The organism is Segatella albensis DSM 11370 = JCM 12258 (assembly GCF_000426565.1).
Classification (GTDB): domain Bacteria; phylum Bacteroidota; class Bacteroidia; order Bacteroidales; family Bacteroidaceae; genus Prevotella; species Prevotella albensis.
Genome location: NZ_AUFP01000006.1, coordinates 128684 through 151663, shown reverse-complemented (window position 1 = coordinate 151663; position 22980 = coordinate 128684). Strand labels below are relative to the sequence as shown.

Genomic DNA, 22980 nt, shown 5'->3' with positions numbered 1-22980 from the left:
AAAGTATATGGAATATGGAATTTGTAAGTAAAGGATATTTTTTATTACTTCTGTTGCTGATACCATACGTGTTGTGGTATTTCTTGTACAGAAAGAAAAATGAGCCTACCATTCGCATGAGTGATACCCATGCTTATGAATACGCACCGAAGACATGGAGGATGAGGTTGATTCATCTGCCTATGCTGCTTCGATGCATTACTTTCATATTGATTGTTATCGTGATGGCTCGTCCTCAAACACATTATGCTTGGGGCAACAAGTCGGTAGAGGGTATCGACATCATGCTGGCTATGGATGTCTCTACGAGTATGCTTGCGGCCGACTTGAAACCTAATCGTATTGAAGCTGCCAAGGATGTAGCTTCTGAATTTATCTCCGGTAGACCTAATGATAATATCGGTTTGACGATATTTGCCGGTGAGGCCTTTACTCAATGCCCGATGACAACGGATCATGCTTCGTTGTTGGCTCTGCTGAAAGATACCCGTACGGATATTGCCGCTCGTGGCTTGATCTCTGATGGTACCGCTGTGGGTATGGGACTTGCCAATGCGGTGACGCGACTCAAGGATAGCAAGACCAAGAGTAAGGTCGTCATCCTGTTGACGGATGGCTCGAATAATATGGGTGACATCTCACCGATGACGGCAGCACAGATTGCCAAGAGCTTGGGCATCCGTGTATATACCATTGCTGTCGGTACCAATAAGGTGGCACCTTATCCGATGAATGTGGGTGGTACGACACAGTATGTCAACATGCCGGTAGAGATTGATACAAAGACACTTCGCGATATTGCCAATACGACAGACGGTAATTTCTATCGTGCTACCAACAATTCGGAATTGAAGCAGATTTATAAAGATATAGATAAACTCGAGAAGACGAAGATGAATGTTCAGCATTTCGCTAAGAGATATGAGGCTTATCAGCCTTTTGCCATGTTGGCTGCAATCTGTCTCTTGATGGAAATCTTATTGAGAATAACTTGGTTTAGAAGAGTACCATAATGTTTAGATTTGAAGATCCTATATATTTATGGGCACTGGTCGTGATACCAGTACTGATCCTGATTCGTCTCGTCGCTTGGAGACATCAGCATAATAAACTGAAGAGGTTTGGTGATACCGAACTTCTCAAGTCGTTGATGCCTGATGTGTCGAAGTATCGTCCTGGCGTGAAGTTTTGCTTGTTGCTCGCTGCACTTGCTCTGATCATTGTAATGATTGCCCGTCCTCAGATGGGTTCAAAGATTTCGCATGATAAGCGTCAGGGTATAGAAACGATCATCGCTCTCGATATTTCCAACTCTATGTTGGCTGAGGATGTGGTACCTTCTCGTTTGGACAAGAGTAAGATGCTTGTCGAGAACCTTGTAGATAAGTTTGATAATGACAAGATCGGTTTGATCGTTTTTGCAGGTGATGCGTATGTGCAGTTGCCTATAACGAGTGATTATGTGAGTGCCAAGATGTTCTTGCAGAATATCACTCCGGATTTGATCCAAACACAGGGTACGAATATTGCCGATGCAATCAATCTTGCCATGCATAGTTTCACACAGGCCGACAAGGTCGGTCGTGCTATCGTCATCATCACGGATGGTGAGGACCATGAGGGTGGAGCAGAACAGATGGCTGCTGAGGCAAAGAAACAAGGTATCAATGTCTTTGTCCTTGGTATCGGTAACACGAAGGGCGCTCCGATACCTGTCGGCGATGGCAGCTATCTGAAAGATAAGAGTGGCAATGAGGTGATGACAGCTCTGAATGAGCAGATGTGTAAGCAACTGGCTCAGGCAGGAAGTGGAACCTATATTCATGTGGACAATACCAGTGAGGCAGAAGAAAAACTGAACAACGAAATCGGAAAGTTGCAAAAGGGTGAGACCTCAAGTGTTGTTTATAGTGCCTATGATGAACAGTTCCAGGCTGTGGGCATCATCGTGCTATTCTTGCTGATTCTCGAAATCTGTATTCTGGAGATCAAGAATCCGGCGCTGAGAAATATTAAGTTGTTTAAGAAGAAGTAATGAGAACATATATATTACACATATTAATATTAACAGCTTTGATGATTAGTGGGCCATGTATGGCTCAGAATGATCGTTCGCTCATACGACAGGGTAACAGAGCTGCGCGCTCTAATGCGCTTACGGAGGCTGAAACGGCTTATCGTAAAGCAATTGCTGCAAATCGTGAGAACTCGCAGGCATTGTATAATCTGGCCATTGTCCAGTTGGCTCAGAATAAGACAAAGGAAGCCATGAAGAGTTTTCAGCAAGCTGCGGAGGTGGAGAAGGTGCCAAGAAGAAAGGCCAAGAGTTTCCATAATATGGGTACGATCTATCAGAATCAAAAACAATATCAGCCTGCTATCGAGGCTTATAAGGAAGCGCTGAGATTGGATCCGGAAAACTTCAAGACGAGATATAATCTTGCGCTCTGTAAGAAACTCTTGAAGAATGATAATAAAAACAATAACAACAAGAACAAGAATAACAAAAATAATAAGAAGAATAAAAAGAAGGATCAAAATAAGGACAAACAAAAAGATCAAAACAAGAACAAGAATAAGAATGACCAGAATAAGAGTCAAAACCAACAGAATCAGCCAAAGATGAGTAAGCAGAATGCCGAGCAATTGCTCAACGCTGCTATACAACAGGAGAAGGCTACTAAGCAGAGGATGAATAAGAGTATGAGTCAACCTCGTAGAAAACAGTATGACATGAATTGGTAATTATGACAAGATATATTAAACTCTATATATTAATGACGATGTTGATGTTTGGGTTGAACATCAACGCACAGCACATTTCTGTTTCTGCACCTTCGCATGTTGCGGCCGGTGAGAATTTCCGTGTCGCCTATACCGTTAATACGCAGGATGTGGAAGAGTTCAGAGGATGCTCCGTTTCCGGGGGTATTGAGGTGATAGCAGGGCCTTATACTTCATCGCAATCGAGTTTCCAGATGGTAAATGGACATACGAGTAGTTCTTCGTCTGTAACTTTTACCTATACGCTGTATGCTGCCAAGAATGGTACTTATACGATCCCTGCGGCACATGCCATTATTGATGGAAGAAGGGTTTCTTCGCATCCTGTCCGAATTACGGTAACTGGACATGCCGCAAATGGTAACCGACAGCCTCGTATGCATGAGGATGGTGAGGATGGTCTGCGGATGAGGTCTGCTGGTTCTCCTATCTCGGGGAATGACCTCTTTATCCGTGTTAGCGCAAATAAGCGTGTGGTACATGAACAGGAACCTATTCTCCTTACTTATAAGGTATATACAACGGTTGATCTTACCCAACTGGAGGGTAAGATGCCAGACCTTACCGGTTTCCATACTCAAGAGGTGAAACTGCCTCAGGTAAAGACTTTCCATACGGAAAGGGTAAATGGCAAGACTTATAAATGTGTTACTTGGAGTCAGTATGTGATGTATCCTCAGATGACGGGTGTTCTCAAGATCCCTAGCATTACTTTCAAGGGAATTGTCGTAGAACAGAATCGTTCTGTGGATCCTTTCGAGGCTTTCTTCAATGGTGGCTCCGGATATGTAGAGGTGAAGAAGAATATCGTAGCTCCGGGACTCAAGGTGTTGGTAGATCCTTTACCTACACGTCCGGCAAATTTCTCCGGTGGTGTCGGCAAATTTAATATTTCAGCTTCTCTCAATAAGGCGGATGTCAAAGCGGGTAACCCAATCACGCTTCGCGTCGTCGTTGGTGGTGTCGGAAACCTGAAATTGATCAAGCAACCGGTTGTCAAGTTCCCTAAGGACTTTGATAAGTATGATGCTAAGATCACCGATAAGACGAAGCTTACAGCTAATGGTGTGGAGGGTAACATGATCTATGATTTCTTGGCTGTACCGAGAAATCAGGGAAAATATACTATTCCTGCCGTGGAGATGACTTATTATGACGTTAATGCAAATGCGTATAAAACGATTAGAACTCAACCGTTCACGATTAATGTAAGTCAGGGTGACGGGTCTTCTTCTGAAGAGACGGACTATACCGATGACAAAGATATTCATCCTATAAAACTGGGTAAGACGGATTTGCATGGAATCAATGATTTCTTCTTCGGTAGTGCCGGTTATATTGTGACACTTATCGTACTGCTTTCTGCGTTCGTTGCTCTGTTGATGATATTCCGTAAGCGTGCAATTGAAAATGCAGATATCGTGAAGATGAAGGGCAAGAAGGCCAATAAGGTCGCTACGAAACGATTGAAGAAGGCTAACCTGTTGATGCTGAAAGGTCGTCAGAGTGAATTCTATGATGAGGTGATGCGCGCTTTATGGGGATATGTCGGTGATAAGTTGAATATTCCTGTATCAGAACTGTCTCGTGAGAACATTCAGGAGAAATTGGCAGAACAGCATGTGGACGACAAGACGATAAACAAGTTTGTCGGCGCTCTTGACGAATGTGAATATGAACGCTATGCTCCGGGAGATCCTGCCGGAAATATGAACAAGACCTTTGAGAGTGCGATGACGGCAATTATGGATATCGAGAACGTGATGAAGAAAAAATAAGGTGATGAGAAACTTTACAAGATATATCATACTGATTTGTTTGCTTCTTTGCAGTATGCAGGGAAAGGCTATAACAAAGGTGGATGCTGATAATGAATATAAGAAAGGTAATTACCAGCAGGCTATCAAAGATTATAATGAACTTCTCAGACAAGGTATAAGTGCCGACCTATATTATAATTTAGGTAATGCGTATTATCGTAGTGATAATATCACGCAGGCTGTCCTTGCCTATGAGCGAGCTCATCTTCTTTCTCCTGGTGATGATGACATCAAGTTTAATCTGGAATTTGCCAGAAGTAAGACAATAGATAAGTTTCCTGTGGAGAGCGAAATGTTCTTCGTGACATGGTATCGCGCTTTGGTAAACTTTACCAGTGTGGATCATTGGGGATATATCGCAATCTTCTCGATAGCTTTTGCCTTATTCCTCATGCTGGTATATCTTTTCGGGTCAAACATCTGGATGCGCAAGATTGGATTTTATGGTTCTGTCGTCTTCGTCCTTGTCTTTGCGCTGAGCAATCTTTTTGCTTATCAGCAGAGAGAGGCTTTGATGAATCGCAGTGGTGCCATCGTCATTTCTTCTTCCGTGCCGGTATATAAGACTCCGACCAGAGCCGAGTCGGAACAATTCGTTATCCATGAGGGTACAAAAGTAGAGATCACGGATAAGACCATGAAGGGATGGAGAGGTGTGAAACTGTCGGATGGTAGGACAGGTTGGATACAGGAGAACAGTATTGAAGAAATATAAATGGATTTGAATACATTTCTACAGATAGATCAAGCCATCCTCGATTTCTTTAATGGTAGTAATTCCCTCTTTGTGGATGGTATGGCGATGGGGTTGACCAACGGGTTAACCTGGATACCGCTATATCTTGCAATCGTATTCTTGATTATAAGAAATAATGAAACAATGGCCCAAATCATGCTGGCTATTGGTGGCATTGTACTGTGCGTGATCTTTGCCGATTTGTTGGCAGATGGAATCGCTAAACCTTTGGTGGCAAGATTCCGACCGTCACAGGATCCTCTTTATAAATATAGTATTGACGTAGTGAACAATTATAGGGGAGGAGGGTTATACGGTTTCTTCTCCGCTCATGCTGCCAATACCATGGCCATAGCCGTATTCGTGTATTGTCTTGTCAGAAGTAAACTGTTGGGACGCATGATGATAGGATGGTCTTTGGTAAGTGGCTGGACACGACTCTATTTAGGGGTACATTATCCTAGTGATGTCTTGGTAGGTTTCATTGTCGGCGGAGTTATTGGATTAATAATATATAAACTTTATATACGATTATATTACCGGATTAGTCCTCAACTGAATTATATCTCAACGCAGTATACTTCAACAGGATATGATTATAGTGATATAGACATCGTGATGACGGTTTTCGCTTTTACGTTGATTTATGTGGTCTTTGAGGCAATATTGGTAATTTAAAAAAAAATTAGTTATGGATACAAAACATATTAAAATTAGTGATTATAATTATGATTTAGCTGATGAGCGCATTGCTAAATTCCCGCTTGCTCAGCGTGATCATAGTAAACTCCTTATATATAAGCATGGTGAGGTGAGTGATGATGTGTTCTATAATCTCCCTAATCATCTTCCTAAGGGTGCCTTGATGGTATTCAATAATACGAAGGTTATACAGGCGCGTCTGCATTTCCGTAAGGAGACAGGAGCTCTTATCGAAGTATTCTTGATGGAGCCAGCTGCTCCTACCGATTATGAGTTGATGTTCCAGACTGTAGGCCATTGTTCTTGGCTTTGCATGATCGGTAACCTGAAGAAATGGAAAGACGGATCGTTGCATCGTGATTTCGGGATCAAAGGTCACCAGTTTACGCTGAGTGCTACTCTGCGACGTGACGGAGAACTCACCGAGGAGCAGAAGAAGATGACTGCTCATTCCGGTGGTACCAACTATTGGGTTGACTTCGACTGGAATACCGATCAGGTAAGTTTTGCCGAAATCCTGGAGACTGTTGGTGAACTTCCTATCCCTCCATATCTGAATCGTGCCACACAGGAAAGCGATAAGACAACTTATCAGACAGTATATAGTAAGATCAAGGGTAGTGTTGCTGCTCCAACAGCAGGATTGCATTTCACAGATCATGTGTTGCAGGCCCTTGACAATAGTGGTATCGTACGTGACGAGGTGACACTTCATGTTGGAGCCGGAACCTTCAAACCAGTAAAAAGTCTGGAGATTGAAGGCCATGAAATGCATACCGAATATATCGTGGTACATCGCCATACCTTTGAGCATCTGCTCGAACATGACTGTAATGCTATTGCCGTAGGTACTACTTCGGTAAGAACCCTCGAAAGTTTGTATTATATGGGCGTATATCTAGAGCAGCATCCTGATGCCAACGAAGAAGAGTTACACGTCAACCAATGGGATCCTTATGATCATGGACGTGATGGTAAACTCGTGGATGGTATAACGGCAACAAAGGCTATCCGGAATATTCTGGACTATCTCGACCGTAATGGACTGGAGGCCCTTCATAGCAGTACGCAAATCATTATCGCACCGGGATATGAGTATAAGATCGTGAAAATGCTCGTTACCAATTTCCATCAGCCACAGTCAACTCTGTTGCTCCTTGTAAGTGCATTCCTCAAGGGAGATTGGCGCAAGGTATATGATTACGCATTGAGTCATGATTTTAGATTCCTGAGTTATGGCGATAGTAGTTTGTTGATTCCTTAACATTAAAATAGCATATTGAATATGAAAATAGGTGATCGTGTAAGATTTCTCTCTGAGACCGGTGGTGGTAAGATTTCCGGTTTTCAGGGTAAAGATATAGTTCTTGTAGAAGACGAAGATGGTTTTGAGATTCCTACATCTATTCACGATGTAGTTGTCGTTGAGCAGGATGATTATAGTATGGGTAAGATGATTAGCGAGAAGATGGACGCTAAGGAGAAAGCTAATGCTCTTGCTGATACAGAACTGAAAGATGATTCGCGCTCTATCAAGGCAATACTTGCAGATAATGAGGAAAATATAGATATGACCGTTGATGTGGATCCGGCAGATAAGGAAATCACCTATAAAGCTCCTGTAGAAGAGCGACAGGGTGGTAATAAGTTGAGTGCTTATCTTGCCTTTGTCCCTAAGGATATCAAGGAGGTGACGAATACCCGATTCGAATCTTATCTCATCAACGATAGTAATTATTATCTGAAGTATATCTATATGGTTGCTGAAGGTAATGCGTGGACGATGAAGAAGGAAGGTGAGATAGAACCTAATACGAAGATCTTCATCGAGGAACTCGGACGTGAGAATCTCAACGATATGTTGCACCAGGCTATCCAAGTCATTGCGTACAAGAAGGATAAACCTTTCTTGCTCAAGCAACCTATCGAACTGCAGTTCCGTATAGAACCGATTAAATTCTTCAAACTGCATACCTTCGTCGAGAATGATTTCTTCGAAACGCCTGCGATGCTCTATACCATTGTGGAAAATGATAATCCTGCCAAACCTTTGGTCTTCAATACCGAAAAACTGAAGCAGGAGATGTACCATAAGAAGCAGGAAGATGAGAAACCTTCTTGTAGTAAGCATACTCGCTATAAGGATGATGGTACGATCGTTGTCGATCTACATGCGACGGAACTGCTCGAAACTACTCAGGGCATGAGTACCGCTGATATATTACATTATCAGGTTGACTATTTTAAATCTGTGATGCAGGAGAATAAAAAGCACCGTGGCCAAAAGATTATCTTTATCCATGGCAAGGGTGAGGGTGTCTTGCGTCAGGCAATCATTCATGAACTGAACTATCGTTACAAGAGTTGTACCTATCAGGATGCTTCTTTCCAGGAATATGGATATGGTGCCACACAAGTGACTATCAAGTAAACAAAAGTCCAATTAATAAAAACTATTGAGATGAAATATGGATTTATAAAGGTAGCATCGGCAATCCCAAATGTGAAGGTGGGCGATGTGAAATATAATACAGACCAGATAGAAAACTTAATCGTGCAGGCAGAAGGTAAAGGTGTAGAAATCATTGTCTTCCCGGAATTATGCATTACGGGGTATAGCTGTCAGGATCTTTTCCGTCAGCAGATGTTGCTTGATGCTGCGGAGAATTCCGTTTTGGTGTTGCTTGATTTTACCCGTAAACTAGATATCATCTCAATTGTGGGATTGCCAATCGTCGTTGGTGATCTGCTTATTAATGCGGCTGTCGTCATACAACAGGGTAAAATTCTGGGTGTCGTTCCTAAAACTTATCTGCCTAACTATAGTGAGTTTTATGAAAAACGTTGGTTTGCTTCTTCACAGGATATGAAGGAGCAAAATATCCGTTTTGCCGGACATAACATACTTCTTACTCCGAATCCGCAGATCTTCAAAACTGCTGAGGGGGCTAACTTTGGTGTGGAGGTATGCGAGGATGTGTGGGCTCCTACACCTCCAAGTAATCGATTGGCTATCGCCGGCGCCGAATTGATCTTTAATCTCTCGGCAAGTGATGAGTTGATCGGAAAGCATAATTATCTGAAAGAACTTATTTCACAACAGAGTGCTCGTACGATGACGGGATATGTGTATAGTTCTTGTGGATTCGGCGAAAGTACTCAGGATGTGGTATATGGTGGAAATGCTTTGATCTATGAAAATGGTAAATGTATCTCTGCATCCGAACGCTTCTCGATGGAATCTCAGATGCAGATCGCGCAAATCGATATTGAAAAATTGAGAAGTGAGCGTAGAAGTAATTCTACTTATGTCAATGCTCAGCGTAATATCAAATATTCTATACTCAACAATCAGTTCGACATCAGATATATCCAATGTAATGCTGCTGAACAGATTCGTGACTTTGTCCTTGACCGTGAAGTCGATCCGCATCCTTTTATTCCGAAGAGTAATGATATGGAGACTTCGTGTGAGGAAATCCTTAACATTCAAGCTATGGGACTTGTCAAACGAATTGTACATACCCACAGTAAGACAGTGGTGTTGGGTATCAGCGGAGGTCTGGATTCGACACTCGCTCTTATCGTATGTGTGAAGGCCTTCGATAAACTTCAACTCAGTCGCAAGGGTATTGTCGGTGTCACCATGCCTGGATTCGGTACTACGGACAGAACTTATAATAATGCGCTCCATCTTATGGAAACATTGGGCGTTACGGTGCGCGAGATCAGTATCGCCAAGAGTGTCACTCAGCATTTCGAGGATATCGGTCACGACATTAACAACCATGATGTTACTTATGAGAACGGACAAGCTCGTGAACGTACGCAGATTCTTATGGATGTGGCTAACCAGATGAACGGTATGGTGATCGGAACAGGTGATTTGAGTGAGTTGGCTCTGGGATGGGCTACCTATAATGGTGACCATATGAGTATGTATGGGGTAAATGCCAGTATCCCTAAGACACTTATCAAATATCTCGTGAAATATGCAGCCCAGTCTTTAGGGGGTAGAGCATCTGATATATTATTGGATATTATCGATACACCAATCAGTCCGGAGTTGATTCCTGCTGATGAGAATGGTCATATCAAACAGAAGACCGAGGATCTCGTTGGACCTTATGAACTTCATGACTTCTTCATCTATTATTTCCTTCGTTTTGGTTTCCGTCCGGCCAAGATCTTCTTGTTGGCCAAGAAAGCCTTTGTTGATGGCAAGGAGGGTGCTGTGAAGAAAGATGTCAGCGGAGCCGAACTTGGTGGAACCTATGATGAGGAAACCATTAAGAAATGGTTGAAGACCTTTATCCGTCGATTCTTCACTCAGCAATTTAAACGCTCTTGTCTCCCTGATGGTCCTAAGGTGGGATCGGTCAGTCTGAGTCCGCGCGGCGACTGGCGAATGCCAAGTGATGCAGCTTATACGATTTGGATGGAGGAAGCAGAAAATTTGTAATAGTTTTGGCTGTTAAAATAAAAATTTGTAATTTTGCGCTCTATAAATAAGTATTACGTAATAAATAAATATTAGAAAATGGCTAAGAAATTTGCCGAACATAAGGGTCTTGATCTTGTAAAGACCAATAATACTGTATTAGCAGAGTGGGAGAAAAACGATATCTTCCATAAATCTATCGACGAGAGAGAGGGACAACCTCAGTTTATCTTTTTCGAGGGTCCTCCTTCAGCTAATGGTCATCCAGGTATTCACCATGTGCTGGCTCGTTCTATCAAGGATACATTCAACCGCTATAAAACCATGCAGGGTTTCCAAGTTCACCGTAAAGCCGGTTGGGATACTCACGGACTTCCTGTCGAACTTGGCGTAGAGAAAGAACTTGGTATTACAAAGAAAGATATTGATAATAAGAATTCTGAGAAATACATTTCTGTAGAGGAATATAATCATAGATGTCGTGAGAATGTGATGAAGTTTACTAAGGAATGGCGTTCTCTTACTGAGAAGATGGGCTATTTCGTAGACCTTGATCATCCTTATATTACTTACGACAATAAATATATTGAAACCCTATGGTGGCTTTTGAAGCAGCTCTATAACAAGAACTTGCTTTACAAAGGTTATACCATTCAACCTTATTCACCTGCAGCAGGTACCGGTTTGTCAAGTCATGAGTTGAACCAGCCTGGCTGTTATCGTGATGTTAAGGATACTACGGTTACTGCACAATTCCTAATCAAGGATGCTAAGGCTGAATGGACAAAGCATGGTAAACCGTATTTCATCGCATGGACTACCACTCCTTGGACTTTGCCTTCAAATGTGGCTCTTTGTGTCGGTCCTAAGATTGACTATGTTGCTATCGAGACTTATAATCTCTATGATGGTGGGCCTATGACTTTGATCATGGCAGAAAGTCGTATCAATGCTTATCTCAACGCTGAGCAAGAATGTAAAGAGGGCGAGTTGCTGCCATTCGATAAGGAAAAGAAACTTTGTCCTTGGCGCATCGTTGACCGTATGAAGGGTACTGAACTAGAGGGCCTTCATTATCAGCAGTTGATGCCATGGGTTAAACCTTGCGAGAAGACTGGTGATCTGGCTCCTGAGTTTGTCAATAAGTATGCTGAAGCACATCCTGAGAAAGTGTTCAAGGCAGAGGATGGCCGCGACTCTTTTGTAGAGATGGATAGTGAGGCCTTCCGTGTGATCCTTGGTGACTATGTTACTACCGAGGATGGTACCGGTATCGTTCATATCGCTCCTACATTCGGTGCTGATGATGCCAAGGTTGCCAAGGATGCTAATATCCCTGCACTTTACTTGATTAACAAGAAGGGCGAGACTCGTCCTATGGTTGACCTCCAGGGTAAATATTATGAAGTAAATGAACTCGATGCTAACTTTGTAAAGAGTTGTGTTGATGTAGAGGCATATAGTCATCATGCAGGTGATTATGTCAAGAATGCTTATGATCCTCAGTTCAATCCAAATGGTGTATGGGATAAGAAGGCTTCTGAGAAATCTGAAGATCTGAACATCATCATCTGTATGGAGATGAAGCAAGAGGGTATTGCTTTCAAGATAGAAAAGCATGTACATAACTATCCTCATTGTTGGCGTACGGATAAACCTATTCTTTATTATCCTTTGGATAGTTGGTTTATCAAAGATACAGCCAAGAAGGAACGTATGGTAGAGTTGAATAAGACCATCAACTGGCAACCTGAGTCTACAGGTTCTGGTCGTTTTGGTAACTGGCTCGAGAATCTGAATGATTGGAATCTCTCTCGTTCTCGTTTCTGGGGTACTCCTCTTCCTATCTGGCGTGATGAGAATCGCGGTGAGAAGTGTATTGGCTCTGTTGAGGAACTTTATGCAGAAATCGAGAAGTCTGTTGCTGCAGGTGTTATGAAGTCTAACCCGCTGAAGGATGCTGGCTTCGTTCCTGGTGACTATTCTCAGGAGAACTATGACAAGATCGACTTGCATCGTCCATATATTGACTATATCGTCTTGGTTAACGATGAGGGTAAACCAATGCATCGTGAAAGTGACTTGATTGATGTATGGTTCGATTCAGGTTCTATGCCTTATGCTCAGCAGCATTATCCTTTTGAGGGTACTATCAATGCTGATGGCTTGAAAGCTACAGGAAAGAGTGAACAAGAATATCGTAATGAGTTGATTCACAGTACATATACTGGTACTCCTGTTCCTCCGGCTTATTATCCTGCTGACTTCATCAATGAGGGTGTTGACCAGACTCGTGGATGGTTCTTCACACTCCATGCCATTTCTACAATGGTATTCGATCATGTTGCCTTTAAGAATGTAATTTCTTCTGGTCTTGTACTTGATGCTAAGGGTAACAAGATGAGTAAGCACGTGGGTAATGTTACCGACCCATTTGAAATGATTGATAAATATGGTGCCGATCCTGTTCGTTTCTATATGATGACGAATAGTGAACCTTGGGACAACTTGAAGTTCGACCCTAACGGTGTTGACGAGTGTCGCAGAAAGTTCTTCGGTACATTATATAATACATACAGTTTCTTTGCCCTTTATGCAAATGTAGATGGTTTCGACACCTCTGCAAAGGCTGTAGATTACGAGAAGCGTCCTGAGATTGACCGTTGGATTCTTTCTTGCTTGAATTCATTGGTTAAGAATGTCCAGAACGAACTCGAGAATTACGATCCGACACGTGCCGGTCGTTTGATTGACTCTTTTGTCAATGATGACCTCTCTAACTGGTATGTTCGTTTGAACCGTAAACGTTTCTGGGGCAAGGAGATGAGCGAGGATAAGTTGAGTGCTTATCAGACTCTTTACACCTGTTTGATGACCGTTGCCAAGGTGGTAGCACCATTCGCACCATTCTTCAGTGATCAGTTGTATCATGATTTGGGTGGTGAGTTGAAGAGCGTACATCTTGAGCAGTTCCCAACTGTCAACGAGAACTTAATTGATACCGACCTAGAGCAGCGTATGGCTATTGCTCAGAAGATTACCTCTATGGTACTTGCTCTTCGTCGTAAGGTCAACATCAAGGTACGTCAGCCATTAGCTCAGATCATGATTCCTGCCGTTGATGAAACTCAGAAGAATCATATCGCTGCTGTTTCTGATCTGATCAAGAACGAGGTGAATGTTAAGGAACTCAACTTCGTAGAAGGTCAGGGCATCCTCGTGAAGAAGGTGAAATGTAACTTCCGTGTGATGGGTAAGAAGTACGGTAAACTCATGAAGGGTGTATCTGCAAAGATGAACACTTTGAGTCAGGATGAGATTGCTCAACTAGAAAAGACCGGTACATATAGTTTCGAACTGGAAGGACAGAACATTGTCGTAGATGCTGCAGATCTTGAGATTATCTCTGAAGATATTCCAGGATGGCTCGTTAGCAACGAAGGCAATCTTACGGTTGCCCTTGAGGTAGAACTTACCGATGAACTGAAGCGTGAGGGTATGGCTCGTGAGTTGATCAATCGTATTCAGAACTTACGTAAGGATACCGGGCTTGAAATCACCGACCGTATTATTGTTACAGTGGCTCCTCATGAAGAAACCAACGCCGCTATAGAATCCTTTGGTAATCTGATAAAAACACAGGTTCTTGCCAACGATATCAAGATCGGTGAGAATGATGGTGTTGAAACAGAATTTGATGAATTTAAACTGAATATAAAGGTAGAGAAGAATTAATTTTCTTCTCATACCTTAAAAACATAAACACTTTAAAACATATAATCTTATGGCTACAGAGAAAACACGTTATTCCGATGAGGAGCTTGAGGAGTTCCGCGGAATTATAAATGAGAAACTGGCTATTGCTCGTAATGAATATCAGGAGGCGATGGACAGATTGAACAATAAGAATAGTAATGATGTCGCAGATACTTCTCCTACGTATAAAATGTTGGAGGAGGGCACTGATGCTATGGAGAAAGAAGAATTGATCCGCACGGCTCAGCGACAGCATAAATTCATCAAAGGATTGGAAGCAGCTTTGATTCGCATTCAAAACAAGACCTATGGCATTGACCGTCTTACAGGCGAGTTGATACCGGCAGATCGTCTTCGTGCAGTTCCTCATGCTACGCTTAGTGTGGCTTCGAAGGAAAAGAATCGCAATCACTAATGGGGTTGCTTTGGGATAAGAAAATAAATTTATGAAGAAACATCAAGGTTTACTCGCCATTGCCATAGTCTTCTTGGTTTTGGTTATCGATCAGGTAATTAAAATTTGGGTAAAGACGCATATGTGCCTTGGCGAGCAAATTGATATTACAGACTGGTTTAAGATCGAGTTTATCGAGAACAAAGGCATGGCTTGGGGAATGACATTTTTCAATAAATATGTCTTGTCCATATTCCGTATTGTTGCTGTCTGTTGGATAGGATGGTATATCAAGCGTGAAATATGTCGTGGTACTCGTACCCTATACATTGTTTTATTATCATTAGTATTGGCCGGAGCGGCAGGTAACATCATTGACTCTATGTTCTATGGTTTAGTTTTCAGTGCTTCGTCGCCATATTACGTGTCTTATGCTGTGCCTTTCGGTCAAGGTTATGCCCCTTTCCTTTTAGGTAAAGTTGTCGACATGTTTTATTTTCCGTTGATAGACACCACACTTCCAAGTTGGTTACCGATATGGGGAGGAAAAGAATTCACGTTCTTTGATCCGGTTTTTAATTTTGCCGACAGTTGCATCTCTGTGAGTGTCGTGCTCATGATTATCTTCTGCCGTAAGGAACTGTCTACCCTTGGTCAGAAGTTTGAAGAAAAGAAATAATATGAGATATTCGTCTTTTTATTTTATTATTCTATTTTTGGTTGTTGCATTCTTAGGAGGATTACAGTCGTGTAAGCCTTCTGTACCGTCAGAATATCTGTCACAAAAACAGATGGAAAATATTCTGTACGACTATCACCTTGCCCAAGGAATGACAGAGGCTGAGGGCAAACCGGCCAAATTTGAATTATACAAAGATGAAGTGCTCAAGAAATATGGTATCACTCAGGCCGACTTTGATAGCTCTATGGTGTATTATATGCGCCATGCAGATATACTTCATGATATCTATACCAACGTTTCGGATCGTATCACAGAAGAAGCCAATGCTCAGGGTGCTACAGTATCGCAGATGGCTAACTTTGGCGATCTGCAGGGTGATACTGCCAATATATGGCATGAGAATAATGCCATGGTATTATCGCCACAACAGCCATTCAACTATCAGAGTTTTTCTTTTGTTGCCGATACTACCTTCCACAAGGGCGACCGCGTGATGATGCAGTTCGACACCCAATTTATCTATCAGGATGGTATGCGTGACGGTATTGCCGTGTTGGCTGTCACCTTCAAGAATGACAGTGTCGCCTCTACCAATGTTCACCTGATGAACAGTCAGAACTACGTGCTCACCATCGAAGATAATGATAGTTTGGGTATCAAGAAAATTCAAGGTTATATGATGGTGGCAACGCCAAATGACCCTAACCAGAGTCTCACTACGTTGAAACTCATGATCATACAGAATATCAAACTTTATCGTGTTCACAAGAAGCCTTATCCAACTATCGATAATAGCTCAGAGGGTAAGATGAATCCAGATTCTGGTGAGCAATCATCTCCTGACAAAGATGCTCCGGCTGGAAATCCACAACCTGTAAGCGGTGCAATTCCTGTCGATCGTACTTTGGAACCTAAGGAACTAAAGATAGACAGATGACATGGAAGAAATACGAAGAGTTGCTGCTCATGAAGTGATTGTCGGCGAAGAGAAGTTCATCCAAGCAGTAGTAGAGATCGAAGAGGGAAGAGTAGTAAACTATTATGAGTTTCGTGGCGAGTTACCTCTCACAGAATGGTTAGGAGGAAAAATAGAAATAAAACGAGACGACGAAGGAATTCTTCGCGCCTATCAAAACAATAAAGTATTATGTTAAGTGTTGACGAATTAGAAGATAAATTGATTGAGTTGTCATTTGCTGAAGATATAGGCGATGGCGATCATACCACATTGTGTTGTATTCCTGAAGATGCTATGGGCAAGAGTCACCTCCTGATCAAGGAAGATGGAATTCTTGCAGGTGTAGAGGTGGCTAAGAAGGTATTCGACCGTTTCGATCCAACCATGCAGGTTGAAGTACTTATCAATGATGGTGCTCAGGTAAAGAAAGGTGACATCGCCATGATCGTTACCGGTAAAACAAGAAGTTTGTTGCAGACCGAGCGCCTGATGCTCAATATCATGCAGCGAATGAGTGGTATTGCCACGATGACCCATAAGTATGTAGAGCGTGTGGCTGGTACCGGTTGTCATATTCTTGACACTCGCAAGACCACACCGGGTATGCGTATGTTAGAGAAGCAGGCTGTGAAGATTGGTGGCGGTATGAATCATCGTATTGGTCTTTTTGATATGATTTTGCTCAAGGACAATCATATCGACTTTGCCGGTGGTATCACCAACGCTATCGACAGATGTCATGACTATCTGAAGAAGAACAATCTCGATTTGAAGATCGAAATCGAAGTTCGTGATTTCGATGAGTTGCAACAGGTTCTCGACAAGGGTGGAGTAGACCGCGTAATGCTCGACAACTTCACCGTGGCAGATACCAAGAAAGCAGTAGAACTCATCAACCATCGCATGGAAGTAGAGTCGAGTGGTGGTATCACCTATGACACCATCCGTCCTTATGCCGAGCAAGGTGTCGACTTTATCAGTGTTGGTGCGCTGACCCATTCCGTAAAGGGACTTGATATGTCTTTTAAGGCTTGCGAATGATGAAAAAGATATTTTTATCCTTGATAATAGCATGGGCTGGCTACGTGTCAGTCGATGCTTGCACCAATTTCATTGTTGGCAAGAAAGCATCAGCAGACGGTTCTGTGATGTGCACCTATAATGCCGATGACTATGGTATGTTTCAGAATTTAGCCCATTATGCCGCAGGTGTACATGCTAAAGGCGAGATGCGCAAGATCTATGACTGGGATTCACAGAAATATCTTGGTGAGATTCCGGAAGCTCCTGTCACTTATAATGTCGTTGGTAACATCAATGAATATCAGGTAACCATCGGAGAAACCACTTACGGCGGACGTGAAGAAATGGTTGATAAGAAAGGCCTTATCGACTATGGCTCACTTATTTATATAGCTCTTCAGCGAAGTAAGACAGCCCGTGAAGCCATCCACGTGATGACATCATTGGTAGAGAAATACGGCTATGCCAGTGAGGGCGAAACTTTCACCATCTGTGACCCTAACGAAGCATGGATCATGGAGATGCAAGGTTGTGGTGGTGACAAAGGCAACAAGGTAGTATGGGTAGCAGTACGCATCCCTGACAATGCCATCTGTGCTCATGCCAACCAAAGTCGTATCGGTGTGTTTGCCAAATACAACACCGAGGTACTCCATAGCAAGAACGTTGTGAAATACGCTCGCATGAAGGGATGGTATAAAGGGACCGATAAAGACTTCAACTTCAAGAATGCCTACGCCTTCCCAGACTTCTCTGGTCGACGATTCTGTGATGCACGCGCATGGGCTTTCTTCCGTCATTTCGTAAAAGGATTTGACCGTTATCTGCCTTGGGCAATCGGTAAAGACCCTAAGGCCGAAGATATGCCATTATGGAGCGTTCCTGAGCATAAACTCACTTTCGGAGACCTTGCCATGGCCATGCGCGATCACTACGAAGGTACAGCCCTATCTGTTGCCGATGGTAAAGATATTGGTGGTGGAATCTGGCAGATGCCATACCGCCCAACACCATTACAGTTTACCGTAGACGGTAAGAAATATTTCAATGAGCGCCCAACATCTACCCAGCAGACAGGTTTCACTTACATCAGTCAGATGCGTAGTTGGATGCCTCGTCAGGTTGGTGGCGTATTATGGTTCGGCAATGATGACCCTAACATGATCGCCTATACACCGATCTACTGTGGTACCACCGAGCGTCCAATCTGTTACAATACACCGGGAGCCGATGCCGTGACCTATAACGACGACAACGCCTATTGGCTTTGCAATATGGTGAGCAACATGGTATATCCACGCTATTGCGCCCTCTTCCCAAGTCTCAAGAGTGTACGCGACAGTCTTGAAAATTCATACTTGAGCAACCAGCAGCGCGTAGAAGCTCATGCCATGAACCTATATAAGGAAAGTCCGGTAAAGGCCATCCAGTATCTTACCGGCGTACAGAACCAATATTGCAATGAGATGATGACCACATGGAAGAACCTCCGCACCTATCTGGTAGTGAAGTTCAATGATATGATCGTCAAGCCAGAGAAAGACGGTCATTTCGAGCGCACACCAGAAGGTCTTGGTGCCCGCGTCACCCGTCCAGGTTATCCAGAATCATATGCCCGAGAACTTATCAAGCAGACAGGCGATAAGTTTGAAAGCAAATAATAAGGTTAAAGAAGTTGACTGTATGCGAACATGCAGTTAACTTCAAACTTTTTAGTCCACACTACGGTGTGGACTTTTTTGTTTTTAATCCCCATGAGTCCACATTAATATGACCAGAGTGGGGGTAGAGATGAGAAAAACACAGGAAACTTTTCAGAATTTATGAAAAATGTGTTACCTTTGCAGATGACCAATAATATCATCGAGAAAGACATTCATGAAACACTATTTTGCACTATTACTAACTTTATTCTTTTTTACAGCAAAAGCACAAAACCCACTTGTCGAAAGATATAATGTATCGTATCTAAATATGTCGACAGGTTTGCCAAGCAACTTCGTCGACGACATTTATAGCGATAGCTATGGCTTTATCTGGATCGCCACACATGGAGGTGGACTTGTACGATACGATGGTTTCAACTACATGTATTTCGGTATCGGCAACCAAGGTATGCCCCTCCGTAGTAACACATGTCATAACATTACCGAAGACCACTTCCACCGCCTCTGGGTATCTTTTGAAGAATATACAGAAGTACTTGATCTCACCACACTACAACCTCTTATTCCAATCGATAAGAGCAATATGCTTGTAAAGATTTTACATGAACAATCCATCAAGACGTTCTGTGATAGTAGGGGAGCTATATGGATCGTAACTCTTCATAAAATCTATCATATCACCTTCGATGGGAAAGGAAATGTAGATGCTATAGCGAGTCTGAACTATCAGGCAAACACTCCCGATATCATGCTTGCCGATGTTGATGGTGATTCCTCCGTATGGGCTGCTATAGATGGTGGACTCTACAAGTTGACAGATCATGATGGTAAACTGACCCGTCTACAGATAACCCCTGAACTATCCCACCTCCCGGGACTCTTCATTCAAAACATTAAGAAAGTGGATAATCATCTGTGGATGGCAACGAGTAACGGTCTGTACGTTCTTAGCAAAACCGGTAGAATCGTAAAGATATATCGATCAGATAACCGTCCGAACTCTCTATCACATAATTCCGTCACCGATATAGCTCTCGATGCGAATCATCAAGTGATGTTGGGAACTCTTGACGGTGTTGATTTTTACGATCGAAAAAGTGATGGCTTTATCCATTGGAAAAGTGACAGTAAGGTAAATCCTCTGCCGAGTAATTTCGTCAACTGCTTACTCCTCAAGAATGGAATCATCTGGGTAGGAACGGAATCCGGAGGAATTGTGAAACTCAACCCTCGTCAACTCCTTTTGCACAACTACGTACATAGTACTAATCCCGAAAGTATTTCAGCCAATTGTGTTAATTCTATCTATGCCGCTAAAGACGGTACTATATGGATTGGTACCGTTGAAGGTGGACTTAACCAATTAGTTTCTGGAAAAAACAGTTTTATTCATTTTACGACAAACAACTCTGGATTGTCGCATAACAGTGTATCTACCCTTGCTGCAGATAATAAAGGTCAGTTATGGATTGGTACATGGGCAGGTGGAATCAACGTCATGCGAATGAATCATCCGTCAACAATTCATCGTCTCAATGTATCGAAAGAATATTCTGCATTGTTTAACTACATCGGTGCCTTGATATACGATCCTTATAACGACGGAATGTGGATAGGTAGCAATGATGGTGTCTATTTCTATGATTACAAGTCTCAGAAAATGATCGACCCATTCAAAGGTTGCAGAAACATACGTGGTCCGATAGGAAGTATCATTGACAAAGACGGTACTTTATGGATGGGATTTCTTAAAGGAGTAGTTTGCATAAACTTAAAATCAAGAGACAAAGGTGGTCATTTCAAATACCGAGTACTTACCTATAAACTCGATGACCCCCAGAGTGGTATCATCGATAAAATTTGCTCTTTCTGTCAGTCAAAGGACGGAACGCTTTGGTTAGGTAGTAATGGTTATGGCCTCTACCGTCGCGAGATAGACAAACAAGGTCGTGAGAAGTTCAAAGCCTATACTGTGAAGAATGGATTACCTAATAATTCCGTAAAAGGAATTGTTGAAGATAAGAACGGAAAACTCTGGCTGACAACTGATAACGGCCTGTCGCATTTCGACCCCGAAACCGGATTATGCTATAACTACTATAAGAACGACGGACTGATTTCTAATCAATTCTATTGGAATTCAGCCGTCAAAGGACCGGACGGAAGTGTCCTTTTGGGTGGCACAGATGGCTTTACGATATTGAAGGGCGACAATAGCAAATCTCTCTATCAAGGTCATCTTCGTTTTACCAGTCTTTCTGTATCCAACCAAACTGTATATGCTGACGGACGTTATATGGACCAAGATATCTCTATTACTGATCGTATTCATTTGCACGAAAGTGACAAATCCTTCGAGATCAGCTTCTCTGCCCTAAACTATGGCTCGGAAACACAAGGTGTGTACAGCTATCGCCTGAAAGGCTTTGATGATGAATGGACTCAACTTCCGGCAGGACAGAATAGCGTCAGATACACTAATCTACCATCCGGAAACTACCAGTTCCAAGTGAAATATGTATCCACTCTTAATGACAACCATGATGCCATGATCTTCCTAAACGTTTCCGTTTCACCATATTTCTGGAAAAGTTGGTGGTTTATCACAATGCTGCTCATTATCCTCGTATTCTTCGTGAAATATCTATATGATAAACGCGTTGCCAAATTACGTCGTCATGAAGCAGAGCGACTGCTGAAACCCATCGAAGAGGCTCTGAAGAATAGTGAGGAACCTCAGCAGTTACAGACACGTATTGAGAATATCCTCCTCACTCAACACCGCATCATGACCAGTTTAAAGAAGAGTGTAGAAGCTGATCGCATAGAGGTGAAAACTACCAAACGGCCATTTATGGATCGTCTTACAGAGATTATGGAGAAAAATTATTCTAATCCGGAATTTGATGTAAATAGTTTAGCAGAGACCCTTGGGGTCAGTCGATCTGTGCTTAGTAAGATAGTCTCTGCAGAGACAGGAGAGTCCACCTCCCAGTTTATGCGCAGTTATCGTCTCGAGATTGCCAAGGATATGTTACTTAAGAATGATGCTAACCGCAATGTGGCACAGATAGCTTTTAAGGTAGGCTTCAATGATCCTAAATACTTTACTCGTTGTTTCACAAAGAAATTTGGTGCGAGTCCATCTTTCTTTATGAAATAAAGTATATATGGTAAGAAATCAGACTTCTTAGGCACATCTACTACCACTATTAGTAACAACCGCCGGGGGCAGGATGTGCCTCTCAGTTACGTAAAGGATAAATGGAATGGGGATGCTAACACGTGATTTCATATATTGTAAATTCAAGTTTGCCAGTTGAATCCTGCGAAGTTTAACGAGCCTTAAATTCCTTAATTTTCAATCGAAGAATGTTGCTCATAATTCGCGAATTCGAAATAAATGGCGGGTTGGTTATGAATATTAGAATTATAATCAAAATACAAATGCTTGATTATCAATAAGTTATATTTTGATATGTATTCTCCCATCAAAATGTACAGGAAATATTGGCCTATTAAGTTAACTACGTAAGGCTACAAACCTATTCGCGTGAGCTTACGAAGTTAACTGCATAAGCCGATGCAGTTAACTTCGTTCGAAAGATCAACCTCTTGAGAAGGGGGTGGGGAATATTTTAGGGATCTGATAGGTTCCTGTTTGTTCTAGAATGAGCACAAAACTGTACACGATTTCTGTTAACAGAACCCGAATCAAAGTTTAAATATTACAAAATATTTCTTCTAGATTCCTCTGAAAGTCATTCGGGTTTCGTACTTGTTGTTTGAAGTTAGTACCAATAATGAAGTAGGTCGTGGATTCAACCCCACAAACAGTAGAAAAACAGAAGAAATGGCATTTGTCCACCACAAAAACACATTTGTCCACCCCTAAAATAGCAGTATTTTATACTTTTGTGCACGAGAAAATCCTGATAACTATTGTGAGAATACTCTTATTTGGAATTGAACTTATATGTGAAAAAACATTCATTAATAACCTAAATTAAAAACACA

The 22980-nt window shown here is 42.3% G+C and carries 15 protein-coding genes and 1 pseudogene; all 16 read left to right on the top strand.

Annotated features, from left to right (window positions below; translation table 11 throughout):
- Positions 1-14: 14 nt before the first annotated feature.
- On the top strand, positions 15-1013 hold the full coding sequence (locus K333_RS0104825; RefSeq protein WP_027452406.1) for a vWA domain-containing protein: 999 nt from the start codon (positions 15-17) through the stop codon (positions 1011-1013).
- On the top strand, positions 1013-2035 hold the full coding sequence (locus K333_RS0104820) for a vWA domain-containing protein (protein WP_024989553.1): 1023 nt from the start codon (positions 1013-1015) through the stop codon (positions 2033-2035). Before K333_RS0104825 ends, K333_RS0104820 begins: the two co-directional genes overlap by 1 nt.
- Positions 2035-2745 (top strand): tetratricopeptide repeat protein, encoded by a 711-nt coding sequence (locus K333_RS0104815; protein ID WP_024989554.1) that lies wholly within the window; start codon positions 2035-2037, stop codon positions 2743-2745. The genes K333_RS0104820 and K333_RS0104815 overlap by 1 nt, the downstream gene beginning before the upstream one ends.
- A 2-nt stretch (positions 2746-2747) precedes the next feature.
- Positions 2748-5319 (top strand): annotated as a pseudogene (locus K333_RS0104810) (BatD family protein).
- Complete coding sequence (locus K333_RS0104800; protein ID WP_024989555.1) at positions 5320-6018, top strand: phosphatase PAP2 family protein; 699 nt, start codon at positions 5320-5322, stop codon at positions 6016-6018.
- A gap of 13 nt (positions 6019-6031) precedes the next feature.
- Entirely contained in the window at positions 6032-7306 is a 1275-nt protein-coding gene (locus K333_RS0104795) for an S-adenosylmethionine:tRNA ribosyltransferase-isomerase (protein WP_024989556.1), read from the top strand.
- A 21-nt stretch (positions 7307-7327) separates the two neighbouring features.
- Positions 7328-8473: a DUF2027 domain-containing protein gene (locus K333_RS0104790; RefSeq protein ID WP_024989557.1), complete on the top strand. Its 1146-nt coding sequence runs from the start codon at positions 7328-7330 to the stop codon at positions 8471-8473.
- A gap of 30 nt (positions 8474-8503) precedes the next feature.
- Positions 8504-10504: an NAD(+) synthase gene (locus K333_RS0104785; protein WP_024989558.1), complete on the top strand. Its 2001-nt coding sequence runs from the start codon at positions 8504-8506 to the stop codon at positions 10502-10504.
- Positions 10505-10582: 78 nt separating this feature from the next.
- Positions 10583-14218 carry an isoleucine--tRNA ligase gene (gene ileS, locus K333_RS0104780; protein ID WP_024989559.1) on the top strand — a complete coding sequence of 1212 codons (3636 nt, stop codon included), beginning with the start codon at positions 10583-10585 and terminating at the stop codon, positions 14216-14218.
- A gap of 49 nt (positions 14219-14267) precedes the next feature.
- A complete protein-coding gene (locus K333_RS0104775; RefSeq protein ID WP_024989560.1) occupies positions 14268-14654 on the top strand; it encodes a TraR/DksA family transcriptional regulator in 387 nt (128 codons plus the stop codon).
- A 31-nt stretch (positions 14655-14685) separates the two neighbouring features.
- Positions 14686-15312 (top strand): lipoprotein signal peptidase, encoded by a 627-nt coding sequence (locus tag K333_RS0104770; protein WP_024989561.1) that lies wholly within the window; start codon positions 14686-14688, stop codon positions 15310-15312.
- 1 nt (position 15313) lies between these two features.
- On the top strand, positions 15314-16252 hold the full coding sequence (locus K333_RS11945) for a DUF4296 domain-containing protein (protein WP_024989562.1): 939 nt from the start codon (positions 15314-15316) through the stop codon (positions 16250-16252).
- A gap of 1 nt (position 16253) precedes the next feature.
- Positions 16254-16469 carry a hypothetical protein gene (locus K333_RS0104760; protein ID WP_024989563.1) on the top strand — a complete coding sequence of 72 codons (216 nt, stop codon included), beginning with the start codon at positions 16254-16256 and terminating at the stop codon, positions 16467-16469.
- On the top strand, positions 16463-17314 hold the full coding sequence (gene nadC / locus K333_RS0104755; RefSeq protein ID WP_024989564.1) for a carboxylating nicotinate-nucleotide diphosphorylase: 852 nt from the start codon (positions 16463-16465) through the stop codon (positions 17312-17314). Before K333_RS0104760 ends, nadC begins: the two co-directional genes overlap by 7 nt.
- Entirely contained in the window at positions 17314-18957 is a 1644-nt protein-coding gene (locus tag K333_RS0104750; protein ID WP_024989565.1) for a dipeptidase, read from the top strand. The genes nadC and K333_RS0104750 overlap by 1 nt, the downstream gene beginning before the upstream one ends.
- 217 nt (positions 18958-19174) lie before the next feature.
- Entirely contained in the window at positions 19175-22126 is a 2952-nt protein-coding gene (locus K333_RS0104745) for a two-component regulator propeller domain-containing protein (RefSeq protein ID WP_027452401.1), read from the top strand.
- Positions 22127-22980 lie beyond the last annotated feature (854 nt).